At 67.4% G+C, this 16,107-nt stretch carries 14 protein-coding genes; 1 reads left to right on the forward strand and 13 read right to left on the reverse strand.

Annotated features, from left to right (window positions below; all coding sequences use genetic code 11):
• Positions 1-45: 45 nt before the first annotated feature.
• From truB to rimP, 6 genes are all read right to left on the reverse strand, one after another.
• Positions 46-1,005 (reverse strand): tRNA pseudouridine(55) synthase TruB, encoded by a 960-nt coding sequence (gene truB / locus AXW83_RS19440; RefSeq protein WP_236841721.1) that lies wholly within the window; start codon positions 1,003-1,005, stop codon positions 46-48.
• Positions 998-1,444, reverse strand: coding sequence for a 30S ribosome-binding factor RbfA (gene rbfA, locus AXW83_RS19445; protein WP_066616098.1), 447 nt, complete (start codon positions 1,442-1,444; stop codon positions 998-1,000). The genes truB and rbfA overlap by 8 nt, the downstream gene beginning before the upstream one ends.
• A 156-nt stretch (positions 1,445-1,600) precedes the next feature.
• Complete coding sequence (gene infB / locus AXW83_RS19450) at positions 1,601-4,441, reverse strand: translation initiation factor IF-2 (RefSeq protein WP_066616100.1); 2,841 nt, start codon at positions 4,439-4,441, stop codon at positions 1,601-1,603.
• Positions 4,441-5,193, reverse strand: a complete 753-nt coding sequence (locus AXW83_RS19455) for an RNA-binding protein (protein WP_066616101.1) — start codon at positions 5,191-5,193, stop codon at positions 4,441-4,443. Before AXW83_RS19455 ends, infB begins: the two co-directional genes overlap by 1 nt.
• A 27-nt stretch (positions 5,194-5,220) precedes the next feature.
• Positions 5,221-6,819: a transcription termination factor NusA gene (nusA, locus tag AXW83_RS19460; protein ID WP_066616103.1), complete on the reverse strand. Its 1,599-nt coding sequence runs from the start codon at positions 6,817-6,819 to the stop codon at positions 5,221-5,223.
• Positions 6,820-6,824: 5 nt separating this feature from the next.
• Positions 6,825-7,508 carry a ribosome maturation factor RimP gene (rimP, locus tag AXW83_RS19465; RefSeq protein ID WP_066616104.1) on the reverse strand — a complete coding sequence of 228 codons (684 nt, stop codon included), beginning with the start codon at positions 7,506-7,508 and terminating at the stop codon, positions 6,825-6,827.
• Positions 7,509-7,757: 249 nt separating this feature from the next.
• Between rimP and AXW83_RS19470 the strand changes: the two genes are divergently transcribed.
• On the forward strand, positions 7,758-8,849 hold the full coding sequence (locus AXW83_RS19470) for a DUF2336 domain-containing protein (RefSeq protein ID WP_066616105.1): 1,092 nt from the start codon (positions 7,758-7,760) through the stop codon (positions 8,847-8,849).
• On the opposite strand, the gene trmB is transcribed toward AXW83_RS19470, so the two are convergent.
• The 7 genes from trmB to AXW83_RS19505 all read right to left on the reverse strand — a co-directional run bounded on the left by trmB (position 8,824) and on the right by AXW83_RS19505 (position 15,894).
• Entirely contained in the window at positions 8,824-9,516 is a 693-nt protein-coding gene (gene trmB / locus AXW83_RS19475) for a tRNA (guanine(46)-N(7))-methyltransferase TrmB (RefSeq protein WP_066616106.1), read from the reverse strand. The two genes, AXW83_RS19470 and trmB, sit on opposite strands and share 26 nt — an antisense overlap.
• A 228-nt stretch (positions 9,517-9,744) precedes the next feature.
• On the reverse strand, positions 9,745-10,950 hold the full coding sequence (gene metK, locus AXW83_RS19480; RefSeq protein WP_066616108.1) for a methionine adenosyltransferase: 1,206 nt from the start codon (positions 10,948-10,950) through the stop codon (positions 9,745-9,747).
• A 163-nt stretch (positions 10,951-11,113) separates the two neighbouring features.
• A complete protein-coding gene (locus tag AXW83_RS19485) occupies positions 11,114-11,527 on the reverse strand; it encodes a helix-turn-helix domain-containing protein (RefSeq protein ID WP_066616110.1) in 414 nt (137 codons plus the stop codon).
• 131 nt (positions 11,528-11,658) lie between these two features.
• Positions 11,659-13,251, reverse strand: a complete 1,593-nt coding sequence (gene lnt / locus AXW83_RS19490) for an apolipoprotein N-acyltransferase (RefSeq protein WP_066616112.1) — start codon at positions 13,249-13,251, stop codon at positions 11,659-11,661.
• Complete coding sequence (locus AXW83_RS19495; protein WP_066616114.1) at positions 13,251-14,234, reverse strand: hemolysin family protein; 984 nt, start codon at positions 14,232-14,234, stop codon at positions 13,251-13,253. Before AXW83_RS19495 ends, lnt begins: the two co-directional genes overlap by 1 nt.
• Complete coding sequence (gene ybeY / locus AXW83_RS19500) at positions 14,231-14,818, reverse strand: rRNA maturation RNase YbeY (protein ID WP_082767254.1); 588 nt, start codon at positions 14,816-14,818, stop codon at positions 14,231-14,233. Before ybeY ends, AXW83_RS19495 begins: the two co-directional genes overlap by 4 nt.
• On the reverse strand, positions 14,815-15,894 hold the full coding sequence (locus AXW83_RS19505; RefSeq protein ID WP_236841975.1) for a PhoH family protein: 1,080 nt from the start codon (positions 15,892-15,894) through the stop codon (positions 14,815-14,817). Before AXW83_RS19505 ends, ybeY begins: the two co-directional genes overlap by 4 nt.
• Between the last annotated feature and the right edge of the window lie 213 nt (positions 15,895-16,107).

The following is a 16,107-nucleotide window of genomic DNA, read 5'->3' on the forward strand; positions in this document are numbered from 1 at the left end:
ATTGTGTTTAAACCTTGCCGCTCTGCAGCAAGATTCACGCTGCAGCTACAGGTTAAATACCCTGTGCGGCACGAATTCGCCCTGGTCGATCGAGCCGGTCGCGATCAGCACGCCACCGGATGTCGCATAGACGGCCTGCGATTCCACCGGAGCGTCGCGCCCGCGCAGGAGCACGCTCTGACCGCGTTTCAGCCGCAGGGCCGCATCGCGGTGCACCGCGATCTCGGGAATCAGGCTGAGCGCGGTGGCGACCGGCCGCAGCGCCCTGGCGGGCCCGTCCGGCTCGTCGCGCAGCATCTCGACTGTGGCGGCGTCTGCCACGCTGAACGGCCCCACGCGCGTCCGTCGCAGATGCGCGACATGCCCGAGGCAGCCCAGCGCCAGCCCGAGATCGCGTGCGATCGCCCGGACATACGTGCCCTTGCCGCATTCGGCCTCGAAGGTGGTGCGCTCGCCTTCATGGCTGACGACGCGCAGGGCATCGATCTCGACGGGTCTGGCCTCCAGCACGACATCCTCGCCGTCGCGGGCAAGATCGTAGGCACGTTCGCCTGCGATCTTGATCGCCGAATATTTCGGCGGGACCTGGCTGATCGTCCCGGTGAAGCGCGGCAGCAGGGCTGTGATCGAGTCGATCTCCGGACGCGCATCCGACGAGGCGATGACCTTGCCTTCGGTATCGTCGGTGTCGGTCTGGCTGCCCCAGGCCACGGTGAACTCATAGGCCTTGCGCCCATCCATCACGAAGGGAACGGTCTTGGTCGCCTCGCCGAGCGCGATCGGCAGCAGGCCTGACGCTAGCGGATCGAGCGTGCCGGCATGGCCTGCCTTCTTGGCGGAAAAGACCCGCTTGACCACCGCGACGGCATGGGTCGAGGTCATGCCGACCGGCTTGTCCAGGACCACCCAGCCATGGACGTCGCGCTTCTTGGGTCGCGGCGCGAAGCTGCGGCCGCCTTCTAGGATTTCCGGAGCGGCGTCCTCGGTATCGGTGACCTCACTCATCGTCAGGTTCCGCCTGCTGCGTTCCCTCATCCTGTCCGATCCGCAGCGGCTGCTTGAGAATGTCGCGGCGCACCTTGTCGGAATAGAGCAGCGCATCGACGCGCTCGGCCTCGGCAAAGCTCTCATCCTGCAGGAAGCGGATATCGGGCGCATATTTCAGGTTCACGCGATGGGCGATCTCGCCGCGGATATAGCGCTTGTGGTCGTTCAGCGCCTTCAGCACGGGCTTCACATCGCCGCCACCCAACGGCATCACGAAGCAGGTGGCGAGCTTGAGGTCCGTCGAGAGTCGGACTTCGGGCACGGTGATGACATGCTTGGCCAGCACTTCGTCATGAATGTCGCCGCGCGCGAGCAGTTCGGCGAGCGCGTGACGGATGACCTCGCCGATACGCAACTGACGCTGCGCAGAGCCGGATGGTTTTGCTGATTTTGCCATGGTTCTCGTTCTCCGGGATCGGACCGGATCAAACGTCATGGTCGGGCCTGACCCGACCATCTCTTGAAGGATAAGGCGCCTGGGCGGCGCTCTGTTCACGACGGGATGGCCGGGTCAAGCCCGGCCATGACGCGCTTGTTGCAAAAGCGGTTCGCCTTACAGCGTGCGCTTGATCTCCTCGACGCGGTAGCACTCGATCACGTCGCCGGCGCGCATGTCCTGGTAGTTCTCGAAGGACATGCCGCACTCCTGGCCCGCCACCACTTCCTTGGCGTCGTCCTTGAAGCGCTTGAGCTGGGCGAGCTTGCCCTCGTGGACGACGACGTTGTCGCGGATCAGGCGGACATTGGCGCCGCGCTCGATCGTACCATCGGTGACGCGGCAGCCCGCGATCTTGCCGACCTTGGAGACCGCGAAGATCTCCAGGATCTGGGCATTGCCGAGCATGGTTTCGCGCAAAGTCGGGGCCAGCAGGCCAGACATCGCCGCTTTCACATCGTCCACGAGGTTGTAGATGATGTTGTAATAGCGGATTTCGACGCCGGCTCGTTCTGCCGCCTCACGCGCTTCCTTGTGCGCGCGGACGTTGAAGCCGATCACGGCCGCGCCCGAGGCCTGGGCCAGCGTGATGTCGGATTCGGTGATCGCGCCGACGCCCGACTGCAGCACGCGGGCGCGCACCTCCTCGTTGCCGACCTTTTCCAAAGTCCCCACGATGGCCTCGACCGAGCCCTGCACGTCGCCCTTGATGACGAGCGGGAACTCCTTGCGGCCGGCGCCTTCCTTGAGGTCGCGCATCATCTCGGCGAGCGAGCGCCCGCCGCCCGAGGCGCCGCCGCGCGCCGCCACGCGGTCGCGCTTCTGGCGCTCGCGGTAGTCGGTGATCTCGCGGGCACGCGCTTCCGACTCGACCACCGCGACGCGGTCGCCGGCCTCGGGCGTGCCGTTGAAGCCGAGCACCTCGACGGGCAGCGAAGGCGGGGCCTCCTTGATCTGCGCACCGGTGTCCCCGATCAGGGCGCGAACGCGGCCCCATTCGGAACCCGCGACGACGATGTCGCCGGTGCGCAAAGTGCCGCGCTGAACCAGAACGGTGGCGACGGGACCGCGGCCGCGGTCGAGCTTGGCCTCGATCACGGTGCCTTCGGCCGGCCGCACAGGGTCGGCCTTGAGGTCGAGCAGTTCGGCCTGCAGCGCGATCGCCTCGAGCAGCTTGTCGAGATTCTGGCGCGTCTTGGCCGAAACCTCGATTTCCAGCGTCTCGCCGCCGAGCGTCTCGACCTGGATCTCGTACTGCAGCAGTTCCGAGCGCACGCGCTCGGGATTGGCGTCCGATTTGTCGATCTTGTTGATCGCCACGATCAGCGGCACCTTGGCCGCCTTGGCGTGGTTGATGGCCTCGATCGTCTGCGGCATGACGCCGTCATCGGCCGCGACCACGAGCACGACGACGTCCGTCACCTTGGCGCCGCGGGCGCGCATCGCCGTGAAGGCGGCGTGGCCGGGCGTGTCGATGAAGGTCACCTTGGCGCCCGACGGAGTCGTCACCTGATAGGCGCCGATATGCTGGGTGATGCCGCCGGCCTCGCCGGAGACGACATGGGTCTGGCGGATCGCATCGAGCAGCGAGGTCTTGCCGTGGTCGACATGGCCCATGATCGTCACGACGGCCGGACGCGGCTCCAGCGTTTCGTCAGTGTCTGGCGTGTCGAACAGGCCTTCCTCGACGTCGGATTCGGCCACGCGCTTGACGGTGTGGCCCATTTCCTCGGCGACGAGCTGGGCGGTGTCGGCGTCGATCACATCGGTGATCTTGTGCATCGCGCCCTGCTTCATCAGCAGGCGGATGACGTCGACGCCCCGCTCGGTCATGCGGTTGGCGAGTTCCTGGATGGTGATCGTCTCGGGGATGATCACCTCGCGCATCACGCGTTCCTTGGCGACATCCGAGGCGCGGTGCCCGGTCATGCGCTGGACGCGGCGGCGGAAGGCCGCGACCGAACGCGTACGCTCGTCGTCACCGCCCGTGGCGGTCGACAGCGTCAGGCGGCCGCGAACTTTTTCCCCGACCTTGGGGGTCTTGGGCGCGGGCACGGGTGCACCACGCGGCGGACCACCGGCAAAGCCACCGGGACGGCGGAACGCGGGACGCGCCTCGCCGTCGTCGGGACGGCTGCGCGGCGCTGCCGTTGAAGGAGCCTGACGCGTCGGCCGGGTGATGGCCGGTTCCGCCGGAGCGGTCGCATCGACCGGGCGCGGCGGACGCGGCGTATCGAGGCGCGGCGGCCGAGAATCGAGCCGGGGCGGACGTGCACCGATGTCGCGCATCGGCGTACGCGGCGCGAAATCGGGACGCGGGCCCGACGGTGCGGGACGCGGAGCCTGGGCATAGGCCGGCGCCGGCGTGCTGTTGTTCTCGGATTGCGGTGCGGGCGTGAACTCGCGCGGCGGCTGCGGAGGACGCGGCGCCTCCTCGTTCATGCGCTGGCGCGCGGCGCTCTCGGCCCGGCGTTTGAGATCGTCGTCCTGGCGGCGGCGCTCCTCGTCCTCGCGCTGGCGGGCAAGGGCCGCTTCACGCTCCTGACGGTCGCGTTCGACCGCGGCTGCACGCTGGCGCGCCTCGTCCTCGGCGATGCGGCGCGCTTCAGCCTCGCGAACGCGGGAGTCCGAGAGCACGCGCTGGCGCGCATCCTTCTCGTCCTCGGAAAGAGTACGCAGCAGCATCCCGCCTGCGGGACGCGGCGGGGCCGGAGGTGTCGGCGGGGCGGCCGGGCGCGGCGCTGCCTGCTGCACAGCTGGCTGGGGCGCGCGGACGACCGGCGCCTCCTTGACTTCGGGGCCGGCGACGCGCCGCTTCACCTCGACGACCACCTGCTTCGAGCGCCCATGCGAGAAGCTCTGCCGGACAGTGCTCTGCTCGACGGGACGCTTCAGGGTCAGGGTCTTCGGGGGGGCCACGCTCAGTGTCTTGTCGCCCGGGGTCTTGGTATCGCTCATTATGCTTTCGGTCCTGCCGCTTTCGGTCCTGCCGCTTCGGTCGTCAGTTCGTTGGTGTCGTCGAGATCCGCCGGAGCCTCCGGCTGCATCACATCCGCATCGTCTGGACTTGCGTCATCCGTCCGATAGCGGACGAGCCGACGCCAGCGGGAGAGGAAACCCTCGGCCGCCGGTCCCGGAGCAAGGGCCGCATGTATCACATGTGCCCGCCCCAACGCCAATTCCAAATCGGCCGACGCGAAAATAGCGACGACCGGCACTTTCCGGGGCTTGAGCCCGTCCGTTTCACGCGCGATCTCGACCCGCCTCAAGGCCTGTCCGATCTTGCGGCGCCCATCTTCGGCGCCGTCGCTCGCCTCGATCACCGCCGCGCAGCGCCCCGAGCCGACCGTGGCCTCGACCTTGGCGAAACCCGACGAGACCAGCCCCGCCTTGTTCGCCATGGCCAGCGCCTGAAGCGCGTCGCGCAGCATCAGCCCGTCGATCATCGCCACCAGATCGGGCGGCACGGTCACCTTCGTCTTCAGCGATCGCTCGAACGCCTTGCGCTTGATCGCCTCAGTCACCCGGGCTGCGCTCAAGCTCGTCCAGACACCACGTCCGGGCAGCTTGCGGCGCAGATCCGGCGTCAGCACGCCGTCTGGACCGACCACGAAGCGGATCAGGTCCTCGGGAGCCTTAACGGCGCGCGTTACCACGCAGCTCCGTTCCGAGCCGTCCCGGCGGGTTTCGCGCGTCGAGGCCGCCTTCATCGCCGGCACTCCTGCGGTCGCCCCGGCTCAGGCCTCTTCCGTCTCGGCCGGCGCTTCCGCGTCGATTGTCTCTTCGACGGGAGCCTCGATCCAGCCGGCCTTGACGCGTGCGGCCATCACGATGGCTTCGGCGTCCTGGCGCGAGAGATCGAAGCCGTCGAGATAGCCCGCATGGCGGGTCGTCTCGCCATCCTTGCGTTCGGTCCAGCCGACGAGGTCGTCGGTGGCACAGCCGGCGAGATCCTCGACGCTCTTCACGTCGTTCTCGCCCAGCGCCACCATCATGGATGTGGTGATGCCGTCGACTTCGCGCAATGCGTCCTCGACGCCGAGCGCAAGGCGCTTCTCGTCGAACTCGGCCTCGATGGTCGCCAGATATTCCTGCGCGCGCGACTGGATCTCAGCGGCGGTGTCCTCGTCGAAGCCCTCGATCGAGGCGAGTTCTGACGGCTCGACATAGGCGACTTCCTCGACGGTCCGGAAACCTTCCGAGGCGAGCAGCTGGCCGACCGTCTCGTCGACGTTCAGCGCGTTCATGAAGATGTCGGTGCGCGTCACGAACTCCTTCTGGCGGCGCTCCGATTCCTCGGCCTCTGTCAGGATGTCGATGTCCCAGCCGGTGAGCTGCGAGGCGAGGCGAACGTTCTGGCCACGACGGCCGATGGCGAGCGAGAGCTGCTCGTCGGGCACCACGACCTCGATCTTGTCGGCCTCCTCGTCGAGCACGACCTTGGCGACTTCCGCCGGCTGCAGCGCGTTGACGACGAAGGTCGCGACATCGGGCGACCACGGGATGATGTCGATCTTCTCGCCCTGCAGCTCGCCGACGACGGCCTGGACGCGCGAACCCCTCATGCCGACGCAGGCGCCGACCGGGTCGATCGAGGAATCGCGGCTGATCACGGCGATCTTGGCGCGCGAGCCGGGATCGCGGGCCACAGCCTTGATCTCGACGATGCCGTCATAAATCTCGGGCACTTCCTGGCCGAACAGCTTGGCCATGAACTGCGGATGGGTGCGCGACAGGAATATCTGCGGGCCGCGCGGCTCGCGGCGCACGTCGTAGACATAGGCGCGGGCACGGTCGCCGACTTTGAAGGTCTCGCGCGGGATCATCTCGTCGCGGCGGATGATCGCCTCGCCGCGGCCGAGATCGACGAAGACGTTGCCGTATTCGACGCGCTTGACCGCGCCGTTGACGATCTCGCCGATGCGGTCCTTGTACTCGTCGTATTGGCGGTCGCGCTCGGCCTCGCGCACCTTCTGCACGATGACCTGCTTGGCCGACTGCGCCGCGATGCGGCCGAAATCGAAGGGCGGCAGCGGATCGGCGATCACGTCGCCGACCTGGGCCGCAGGATTGTGGCGCTTGGCCTCGTCGACCGTGATCTCGATCGCGCCGTTCTCGACCAGATCGACGACCTGAAGATGGCGGGCCAGCCTGAGCTCGCCGGTCTTGGTGTTGATCTCGGCATGGACGTCGGTCTCGGCGCCGTAGCGCGAGCGCGCCGCCTTGGCGATCGCATCCTGCATGGCATCGACGACGATCTGCCGGTCGATCGATTTCTCGCGGGCGACCGCATCGGCGATCTGCAGCAGTTCGAGCCTGTTGGCGCTGACGACCATGGCGCTTACTCCTCTTCGGTTTCTGTAGGCTGCGGAGCAGCGCCGGGCTTCTTGTCCGGACGCGGTCCCAGCGATTTCTTCCGGCCCTTGGGCGGGGTGGCGAGTTCTTCGACCGGCGGCATCTCGGGCGGAAGTCCCGCCTTGCCGCGCCGGAGCGATTCGGTGATCAGCGCGTCGGTCAGCACGAGCCGGGCCTCGGCGATCAGCCGCATCGGGATCGCGACGTCGCGCTCCTCCTCCGACTTCGCATCGTCACGCGACAGCAGCGCGTCGCCGCCGTCCACGCCGCGCAGGATGCCGCGAAAGCGCTTGCGCCCGGCCACGACCTGCTCGGTATCGATCTTGGCAAGATGCCCGGCCCAGCGCTCGAAATCGCCGGCCCGAACCAGCGGCCGGTCGATTCCCGGCGACGACACCTCGAGATGGTAGGCGACCTGCACCGGGTCGTCGACATCGAGTGCCGGCGACACCGCCTGGCTGACGGCCTCGCAGCCCTCGACATTCATGGTGCCGTCCGGCTTCTCGGCCATGATCTGGACCGTGCAGCCGTTCTGGCCGCTGACGCGGACCCGCACCAGCCTGTAGCCGAGATCCGCGATCGCCGGCTCGACGACGGCCGCGACGCGTGCAGCGACACCGCTCTCGGTGATGAGCCGTGGATCCTGGTCAGCTGCTCTCGGTTCGTTCATGCCCGGCCTGCCTTTTCCCCGGCAGGGCTCGCGCCAACAAAAAAGAGCGGGCCGGCAGGCCCACTCTTGATCATCGGCTTTCACCGTACCAGAGCTGTTGGACGCCTGTCTAATCCCGCTTGCCGCCTCATGCAAGCTCGAAGCGCGGCGGGCTTTGTCCGAACGGCCGGGCCGCTTTCGAAGATCGCGCTAACGCGCTGGTCATTCTTTGGGCGCATGGTCAGGTGCGAGTGGGCCTGGGGTTGCGGAATGAGTTCGGTCAACACGCTGCTGCGTGATCTCGAATCGACGATGGTGCGTGGTTCCAACGAGGAGCGCGTGCAGATTCTGGCGCGGCTGACCGACCTGTTCGTCGCCACCGCATCCGGCATGGCCGACGATCAGGTCAACATCTTCGACGTCGTGATCGGCCGGCTGTCACGCGCCATCGAGACCCGCGCCCGGATCGAACTGGCCGAACGCCTCGCCAGTATCGACAATGCGCCGGGCGGCGTGATCCGCCAACTCGCCCTCGACGAGATCGCCGTCGCCCGCTCCGTCCTGATCGGCTCGCCCCGCCTGACCGACCAGGATCTGGTCGCGGTCTCGGCCGCCAAGGGCCGGGACCACATGCTGGCCATCACCGAGCGGCCTCATCTCGGCGAGCCCGTCACAGATTTCCTGATCCTGCGTGGCGGCCGGGTCGTCACCCACGCTGTCGCGGCCAACCAGACGGCGCGCTTCTCGCGCCATGGCATGGGCGTGCTCGTGATGCGCGCCGCCCAGGACGACGCCCTGCAGGCGACGCTGGGGACGCGCCGCGACATCCCCGCCGAACTTGCCGAACAGCTGATGACCGCCGCCAAGAATTCCGCGCGTCGCCGTCTCTCGGCGACGATCGATCCTGGTCTCGCCGGCGCCATCGACGGTGCTGTCGAGCGCGGGGCTGAGGCCGTCGCCGCGCAGGGCCGGCAGATGCACGACGATCTCGGTAAGGTCAGCGCCGCTCTCCTGGAGATCAACCGCCTGAACGAGGCCGGCCGGCTCGACGAAGCCAAGGTCGCCGAATTTGCCACGGCCGGTGCGACGGAACACGCGACCTGCGCGGTCGCCATCCTGGCACGGCTTGGCCTGCCGGCGACGGAGCAGATCATCCTGGGAGCCGATCGCGACGCCGTGCTGCTGGTCGGGCGCGGGCTGGGCTGGTCCTGGGAGACGACGCGCGCGCTGATCGGCCTGCGCAACGATCACGGAAAATCGGCGCCCGCCATCGAGAAGGCGCGCCAGAGTTTCCGCAATCTCACCCCCACCACGGCGCAGCGCGTCCTCGGCTTCCTCAGGGCGCGCGACGCCGCGCAGTGAGATAGCTCGGCACGCGACCCGCCGCGACCGCCTTGGCCTCGTAGCGCGTGCGGACCCAGCCGGGATAGGGCTGCCGCCAGTCGTCGGCCTTCTCGTCCGTCCACTCGAAATCCGGCGAAGCCAGCAGCCGCGACAGCGTCCAGCCGACATAATCGTCGATATCGCTGGCGAACCTGAGCCGACCATCAGGCCGCAAGGCGCGGGCAAACAGCTCCAGCGTCCGCTCGGAGACGAAACGGCGCTTGCGCTGCCTGCGTTTCGGCCACGGATCGGGATAGAGCAGGTCGATCGCGTCGAGCGAGCCGGCGGGCAGGCACGGCAGCATCAGTGCCGCATCGCCGTCCCAGAGCCGGATGTTCGTCAGGCCGTCGCGTTCGATCACGGCCAGGAATTTCGCCATCCCATTGATGAAGGGCTCGACGCCGATGAAGCCGATATCGGGGCTCTCGCGCATCCGATGCAGGAGATGCTCGCCGCCCCCGAAGCCGATTTCGAGCCTCACGGCACTGACAGTCTGCGGAAACAGCGCCGTGAGGTCGGAGATCTCGCCCTCGGGTAGGCGCAGCCGCGGCAGTACGCCGTCGATCTGGGCGGCCTGTCCCTCGCGCAGCGCCTTGCCCTTGCGTCGCCCGAAGAAGGCGCGGTCGGGATTGAACTCGTCGGTCATGAGCGGTCTTTGACGATGTTTTTCGGAAACGCGCCGTCATCCCGGACAAGCCGCGACGCGGCGCCGATCCGGGATCCATTCCAGAACGCCTCTCTGTGAGGTTCAGGAATGGATCCCGGGTCTCCGCTTCGCTGCGCCCGGGATGACGGCGCGTTGGGGACTTTGTAGCAAAAGAAAAAGGCCGGAGCGATTGGCTCCGGCCTGATCGGTTTATCCAAGCAGCGCTGTTCAGGCGACGGCCTTCTTCAGCGCATCGACCAGATCGGTCTTCTCCCAGGAGAAGCTGCCGTCGCGGCCGGCCTTGCGGCCAAAATGGCCATAGGCCGCCGATTTCGCGTAGATCGGCTTGTTGAGCTGGAGATGCGTGCGGATGCCGCGCGGGGTCAGATCCATCACGGTGCCCAGCACGGATTCGAGCTTGGCCTCGTCGACCTTGCCGGTGTCGTGCAGGTCGACATAGATCGACAGCGGCTTGGCCACGCCGATGGCATAGGACAGCTGGATCGTGCAGCGGTCGGCCAGCTTGGCCGCGACGACGTTCTTGGCGAGATAGCGCGCCGCGTAAGCTGCCGAGCGATCGACCTTGGTCGGATCCTTGCCGGAGAAGGCGCCGCCGCCATGGGGCGCAGCCCCGCCATAGGTGTCGACGATGATCTTGCGGCCGGTCAGGCCGGCATCGCCGTCGGGGCCGCCGATCACGAATTTGCCGGTCGGGTTGACGTGCCAGACGGTCTCCTTGGTGATCCAGCCCTCGGGAAGCGTCGAGCGGATATAGGGCTCGACGATCTTGCGGACGTCGGCCGAGGACAGGCTCTCGTCGATATGCTGGGTCGACAGCACGATCTGCGTGACGCCGACAGGCTTGCCGTTCTCGTATTTGACCGTGACCTGGCTCTTGGCGTCGGGGCCGAGCTTGGCGGCAGCGCCGTCCTTGGCATGGCGGGCCTTGGCCAGCGTCTCGAGGATCTTGTGGGCGTAGTAGATCGGTGCCGGCATCAGCTCGGGCGTCTCGCGGCAGGCATAGCCGAACATGATGCCCTGGTCGCCCGCGCCCTCGTCCTTGTTGCCGGCGGCGTCGACGCCCTGGGCGATGTCGGCCGACTGTGCGTGCAGCAGCACGTCGATCTTGCACTTCTTCCAGTGGAAGCCGTCCTGCTCGTAGCCGATCGCCTTGATCGCCTTGCGCGCGGCCGACTTGACCTTGCTCTTCATCGCCTTCTCGTCGAGCGAGGTGCGGACCTCGCCGGCGATGACGACGCGGTTGGTCGTCGCCAGCGTCTCGCAGGCAACGCGCACCTGGGCCGCGTCCATGCCGGACTTGGCGGCTTCCTTGAAGAACAGATCGACGACTTCGTCGGAAATCCGGTCGCAGATCTTGTCGGGATGGCCTTCGCCGACGGACTCGCTGGTGAACAGGTAATTCTGGCGTGACACGATCTCGATGTCCTTCAGATGCGGCGGATCGGATGACCGGCGCGAAGCTGCGCTCGATCAGCGAAAACGGACGCTCTCTTTGCAGCGGACGCGTTCGCCGTCAAGCATCACTATCCGTTTATCGGGAGCTTCGTTCGCCAAAAAGAACGAAATATGCACCAGATCACGCGGTTCCGGCGTCTTCCTCGGCCAGGGCCTCGACCAGATCGACGACCCGTCGCCGCACGCGGGCGCTCTTGATGCGGATGAAGGCCTTGGTCAGCTGCACGCCTTCGCTCGTCGCCAGGAAGTCCGAGATATAGGCGGTCGAGGCGGCGTCCGAGAATCCGCCGCTCGGCATGTCTCCGGTCGGGGCGCCGTCGAAGAAGAAGGAGACGGGCACATCGAGCGTCTTGGCAATCTGCTGCAGCCGGCTGGCGCTGATCCTGTTGGAGCCCTTTTCGTACTTCTGGATCTGCTGGAACGTCAGTCCGAGCGCCTCTCCCAGCTTCTCCTGGCTGATGCTCGCCAGCATCCGGCGCATCCGGACGCGGGCGCCGACATGGCGATCGATCGGGTTCGGGACTTTCTTCATCATGGATCGACGGCCCTCGGATCAAACCACCTCAACGGGAACCGCGACCTGACGGAAATCCCTTGTAACGCATTTGTAACAAGTTCCAGACTGAACCACCATCCGGCCCGCGAAAAAAGTTCCAGATGGGATGATCAGCTTCGCCGAACCCGCGATAGGGCAAGAAAACCGACAACGAGCACCGCGAAAAGAGCATCCCCGTACTGCGCGTAGGGCGTAGCGGCAACACTTCTCGGCAGGCTCGCATCGAGCACTCCCTCCGTGCCGAGCGGCAGGCTCGCGATGATGCGGCCATAGGCATCGACGACAGCCGATACGCCGGTATTGGCAGCCCGGATCAGCGGCAGGCCTTCCTCGATCGCCCGCAGCCGTGCCTGTGCGAGGTGCTGATAGGGACCGCTCGTCTGCCCGAACCAGCCGTCATTGGTCAGGTTCAGCATAAAGCCGGGGCGCGGACCCTGCGGCATCGCCTGGCCGGGAAAGACGACCTCGTAGCAGATCAGCGCCGCCGCCGGCGGCAGGCCGCGGATGGCGAGCGGACTCCGCCTCCCCCCGGACGCGAAGCCGCCCGGCACCGAGACGAATTCAGACAGGCCGACGCCGCGGATCAGGCGCTCCAGAAAGGCTGGCAGGTATTCGCCGAAGGGCACGAGATGGACCTTGTCGTAGCTCGAGACGATCACGCCTTCGTCGTTGACGACCTGGATCGAATTGAAGATCGGCGGCCGGCTTTCGCCCGGCAGCGCTTCCCCGGCACGGGCCGCGCCGGTGATCAGCGTCGTGGTCGGCGGCAGCAGCGCGGCGATCTGCGAGAGCGCAGCGGGCGTTCGGCCGAGCAGGAAGGGGAAGGCCGATTCCGGCCAGATCAGATGCGTGACGTCCTGAACGCCCAGCGTCGTCGGACTCGTCGCCCGGTCGCTGAGGGCGAGATAATGATTGAGGATCGCCTCGCCGTTGCGCGGATTGAACTTCGCATCCTGCGGCAGGTTCGGCTGCATCAGGCGCAGTTTTACACCCGCCACCGTTGGCGAGGGCTGCGTTGGCACCCGCCAGAAGCCGTAGCCGATGAGGCCGCCCAGCACCGCCAGCGCGAGGATGGGAGCACGCCAGCGCCCGGCCCCGGACTCTGCGCTGCCCAATGTCGCGGGCGCGGCCCCGATCGCGATCGCGACGATCGTAAGCCCGTAGAGTCCGACGACCGACGCGAACTGGGCGATGTAACCCTGGCCCGCCAGCATCATGCCGTAGACGTTCCAGGGAAAGCCGGTCAGCACATGGCCGCGCAGCCATTCGCTAAGTGCGAGCATGACGGCGAGCACGAGGATGCGCCCGGCCCCGTTCGGCCAAAGCAGCCGGGCGCAGCCGAAGGCGAGCGCCGGAAACACGGCAAGGAAGGCGGGCAGGACGACGACGCCGAGCGGCATCGCCCAGGCGAACTTGTCGGCCTCGACCAGAAAGGCCGCGCCCAGCCACCACAATCCGGCAAGAAAGAAGCCGAAGCCCCACCACCAGCCGACGGCCAGCGCCGCTCGCAGCCGCGGGGCCCATCCCGTGCCGACGGCGCCGTCGATGAGCCAGACCGCGACGGTCATCGGCACCACGATCAGCGGCCAGAGGTCGAGCGGCGGCAAAGCGAGCGCGCCGCTCGCGCCTGCCAGCAGCGCGATCAGGCGCCGTGGCCAGCCCCAGGCGAGGATGACCCTGTCGGCCAGCGCGGTCGGGGACATCAGCCGGTTTCCGCGGCCGCTGGATCGTTGTCGGCGGACTCCGTCCGCCGCTCGATGCGCAGGCGCTTGATCCGGCGCGCATCCGCCTCCAGCACTTCGAAGAACAATCCCTCCGGGCCTTCGATCACTTCGCCCTCGGCCGGAATCCGGCCCGCCAGCGTCACGATCAGCCCGCCCAGCGTGTCGATATCCTCGGCGACCTCATTGTCGGAAAGGTCGATTCCAGTAGCCTCTTTCAGCTCTTCCAGCGTCGCGCGCGCATCGGCCGTGAAGCGGCCGTCTCCGGCCGGTGCGATCGTCGGCGCCTCGTCGAGGTCATGCTCGTCCTCGATGTCGCCGACCACGATCTCGACCAGATCCTCCATCGAGACCAGCCCGTCCGTGCCGCCATATTCGTCGATCACCAGCGCGATATGGGTCCGCGTCGCCTGCATCCGGACGAGGAGGTCGACCGCGGGCATCGAGGGCGGCACGTAGAGCACGGGCCGCAGGATCTTCAGCGTCGCCAGCGTCGCCGAGAGATCGACGGCGGACAGGTCGTGCGAGACCGTTTCGGACGCGTCGTGTCCCGTCTCGGACTTGGCCTGTCCGGCGATGAATTCGAGGAAGTCGCGGATGTGGATCATGCCGCGCGGGTCGTCGAGCGAGTCGTCGAACACCGGCAGACGGGAATGCCCGGCCGTCCGGAACAGCGCCAGCAGCTCGTTCAGCGTGGCGTCGGCGGGAACCGCGACGATGTCGGCGCGCGGTACCATCACATCGCCGACCCGTCGCTCGCGCAGGCTGAGCACGTTGGAGAGCATCGCCCGCTCCTGCGGGCTGAGATCGGCGAGCTGGTCGCTGCCCTGGGCCAGCGCCTCGGTGATTTCCTCGCGGATGGTGCCGCCGCTGCGTAGCCCGAGCCGGTCGAGGAAATGCCCGAGCCAGTGCGAAAGGCCGCGGCCGGGGGCTTCGGTCAGGGTGGATCGACTGTCGTCGCTCATGATGCTGCGGAAAGCACTGGGGTTGGAGTGAGCGGATCGGAATCCGCATAGGGGTCGGCGATTCCGAGTCGTTCAAGCGCCGCGACCTCGAGGGCTTCCATGCGCTCGGCCTGCGTCCCGGTCTCATGGTCTTCGCCGAGCAGGTGGAGCAGGCCGTGGATCACGAGATGGCTGACATGGTCGGCCATCGCCTTGTCTTCGGCCAGAGCTTCGGACGCGATGGTCTCATAGGCCAGCACAATGTCGCCGAGAACCGGGCTCGTCGCGATCCGCTCCGGCGGCGCGCCCGGGAAGGAGAGCACATTGGTCGCCTTGTCGAAGCCCCGCCATTCACGGTTGACGGCGCGGATGCGCTTGTCGTCGGTCAGCAGCAGGCTCACTTCGGCGCCCTGCAGCGGCGCGACGGGCGCGACGGCAAGCCCCGCCCCGATGGCCCGGTCGATGCGCTCGCGCAGATCAGCGAGGTCGCGCCAGCGTCGCGACTGAATCCGGATCGCGATGGCGAGCTCCGGTGATGGCGTCCCCGGTCGCGGCGGTGCCTCGGGATGCGAGGCCTGGCGCCGCCCGGGAGGTCGGTCTTTCATCGCGGCCGCTCCCGCGACAGGGTCCGCTTCAATCCCTCGGTCTCGCTTTCGATCGGGGCCTGCGGCTCGGGAACGGCGGCGCGCATCCGCTCCTCCCGCTCTTCGCGTTCGCGGCGGGCGGCGCCCTCATAGGCCATGACGATGCGGCGCACGAGGTCGTGGCGCACGACGTCGCCCTCCTCGAACTTGGCATGGCCGACGCCCTCGACGCCCGAGAGCAGCTTGACCGCCTCGATCAGCCCGGAGCGCTGGCCCGGCGGCAGGTCGATCTGCGTCGGATCGCCGGTGATGATCATGCGCGAGCCCTCGCCGAGGCGGGTCAGGAACATCTTCATCTGCACCGAGGTCGCATTCTGCGCCTCGTCGAGCAGGACGACGGCATTGGTCAGGGTGCGGCCGCGCATGAAGGCGAGCGGGGCGATCTCGATCATCCCCGTCGCCAGCGCGCGTTCGACATGGCGCGCCTCCATGAAGTCGTTCAGCGCGTCGTAGATCGGCCGCAGATACGGATCGACTTTTTCACGCATGTCTCCGGGCAGGAAACCGAGCCGCTCGCCGGCCTCGACCGCCGGTCGCGACAGTACCATGCGTTCAACGACGCCCTGCTCGATCAGCGAAACGGCATGACCGACTGCGAGCCAGGTCTTGCCGGTGCCGGCCGGGCCTTCTGCGAGCACGAGTTCATTGCGCTTGAGCTGGCGCAGATAGGCGTCCTGCGCCGCGTTGCGCGCACGCACGGGCCCGCGCTTTCGGGTCACGACCGCCTCGAACGAGGCCTTTCCGGCATTGTCGGCCGGGAACAGCGAGCGCTGGATGTTGCTCTCCTCGATCGCGCCGTCGACCTCGCCGAGCGTCACCGAGGCACCGGCCTTGGCGCGGGTGTAGAGCGTCTTCAGCACGCGCCCGGCCTGTTCGGCGGTTTCGCGCGGTCCCTTGATCGTGACATGATTGCCGTTGGGGCTGATCACCAGGCCAAGCCGCCGCTCGATATGGGCCAGGTTCTGGTCGTAATGGCCGAAGACGAGGCTCGCCAGCCGGTTGTCGTCGAAGGACAGCAGGACTTCGGTGGCCGGCATCGCGTCGCGCAGCGGAGCGTCGCTGCGTGCGGGCGCGAGATCGCGCCTCGGGCCTCGGTCGGGTCGTGGTGTCATCGAGTCAGCCTGTGCCAAAAGCGTCGTCTCCCTTACGGGTGTGCCCGCCGGACGGAAGCGCCGCGCCGGGTCGTCTGTCGGCATGAACGGCCACGCCGATTTCATCCTGATGACGGATGTTCGCAGTCATGGCTGAAA

It is taken from the genome of Bosea sp. PAMC 26642 (genome assembly GCF_001562255.1).
Lineage (GTDB): Bacteria > Pseudomonadota > Alphaproteobacteria > Rhizobiales > Beijerinckiaceae > Allobosea.

Excerpts from the sequence above, each read along its gene's own strand:
- truB (WP_236841721.1), bottom strand. The coding sequence starts at position 1,005 with ATGAGTGAGGTCACCGATACCGAGGACGCCGCTCCGGAAATCCTAGAA.
- rbfA (WP_066616098.1), bottom strand. The coding sequence starts at position 1,444 with ATGGCAAAATCAGCAAAACCATCCGGCTCTGCGCAGCGTCAGTTGCGT.
- infB (WP_066616100.1), bottom strand. The coding sequence starts at position 4,441 with ATGAGCGATACCAAGACCCCGGGCGACAAGACACTGAGCGTGGCCCCC.
- AXW83_RS19455 (WP_066616101.1), bottom strand. The coding sequence starts at position 5,193 with ATGAAGGCGGCCTCGACGCGCGAAACCCGCCGGGACGGCTCGGAACGG.
- nusA (WP_066616103.1), bottom strand. The coding sequence starts at position 6,819 with ATGGTCGTCAGCGCCAACAGGCTCGAACTGCTGCAGATCGCCGATGCG.
- rimP (WP_066616104.1), bottom strand. The coding sequence starts at position 7,508 with ATGAACGAACCGAGAGCAGCTGACCAGGATCCACGGCTCATCACCGAG.
- AXW83_RS19470 (WP_066616105.1), top strand. The coding sequence starts at position 7,758 with ATGAGTTCGGTCAACACGCTGCTGCGTGATCTCGAATCGACGATGGTG.
- trmB (WP_066616106.1), bottom strand. The coding sequence starts at position 9,516 with ATGACCGACGAGTTCAATCCCGACCGCGCCTTCTTCGGGCGACGCAAG.
- AXW83_RS19485 (WP_066616110.1), bottom strand. The coding sequence starts at position 11,527 with ATGATGAAGAAAGTCCCGAACCCGATCGATCGCCATGTCGGCGCCCGC.
- lnt (WP_066616112.1), bottom strand. The coding sequence starts at position 13,251 with ATGTCCCCGACCGCGCTGGCCGACAGGGTCATCCTCGCCTGGGGCTGG.
- AXW83_RS19495 (WP_066616114.1), bottom strand. The coding sequence starts at position 14,234 with ATGAGCGACGACAGTCGATCCACCCTGACCGAAGCCCCCGGCCGCGGC.
- ybeY (WP_082767254.1), bottom strand. The coding sequence starts at position 14,818 with ATGAAAGACCGACCTCCCGGGCGGCGCCAGGCCTCGCATCCCGAGGCA.
- AXW83_RS19505 (WP_236841975.1), bottom strand. The coding sequence starts at position 15,894 with ATGCCGGCCACCGAAGTCCTGCTGTCCTTCGACGACAACCGGCTGGCG.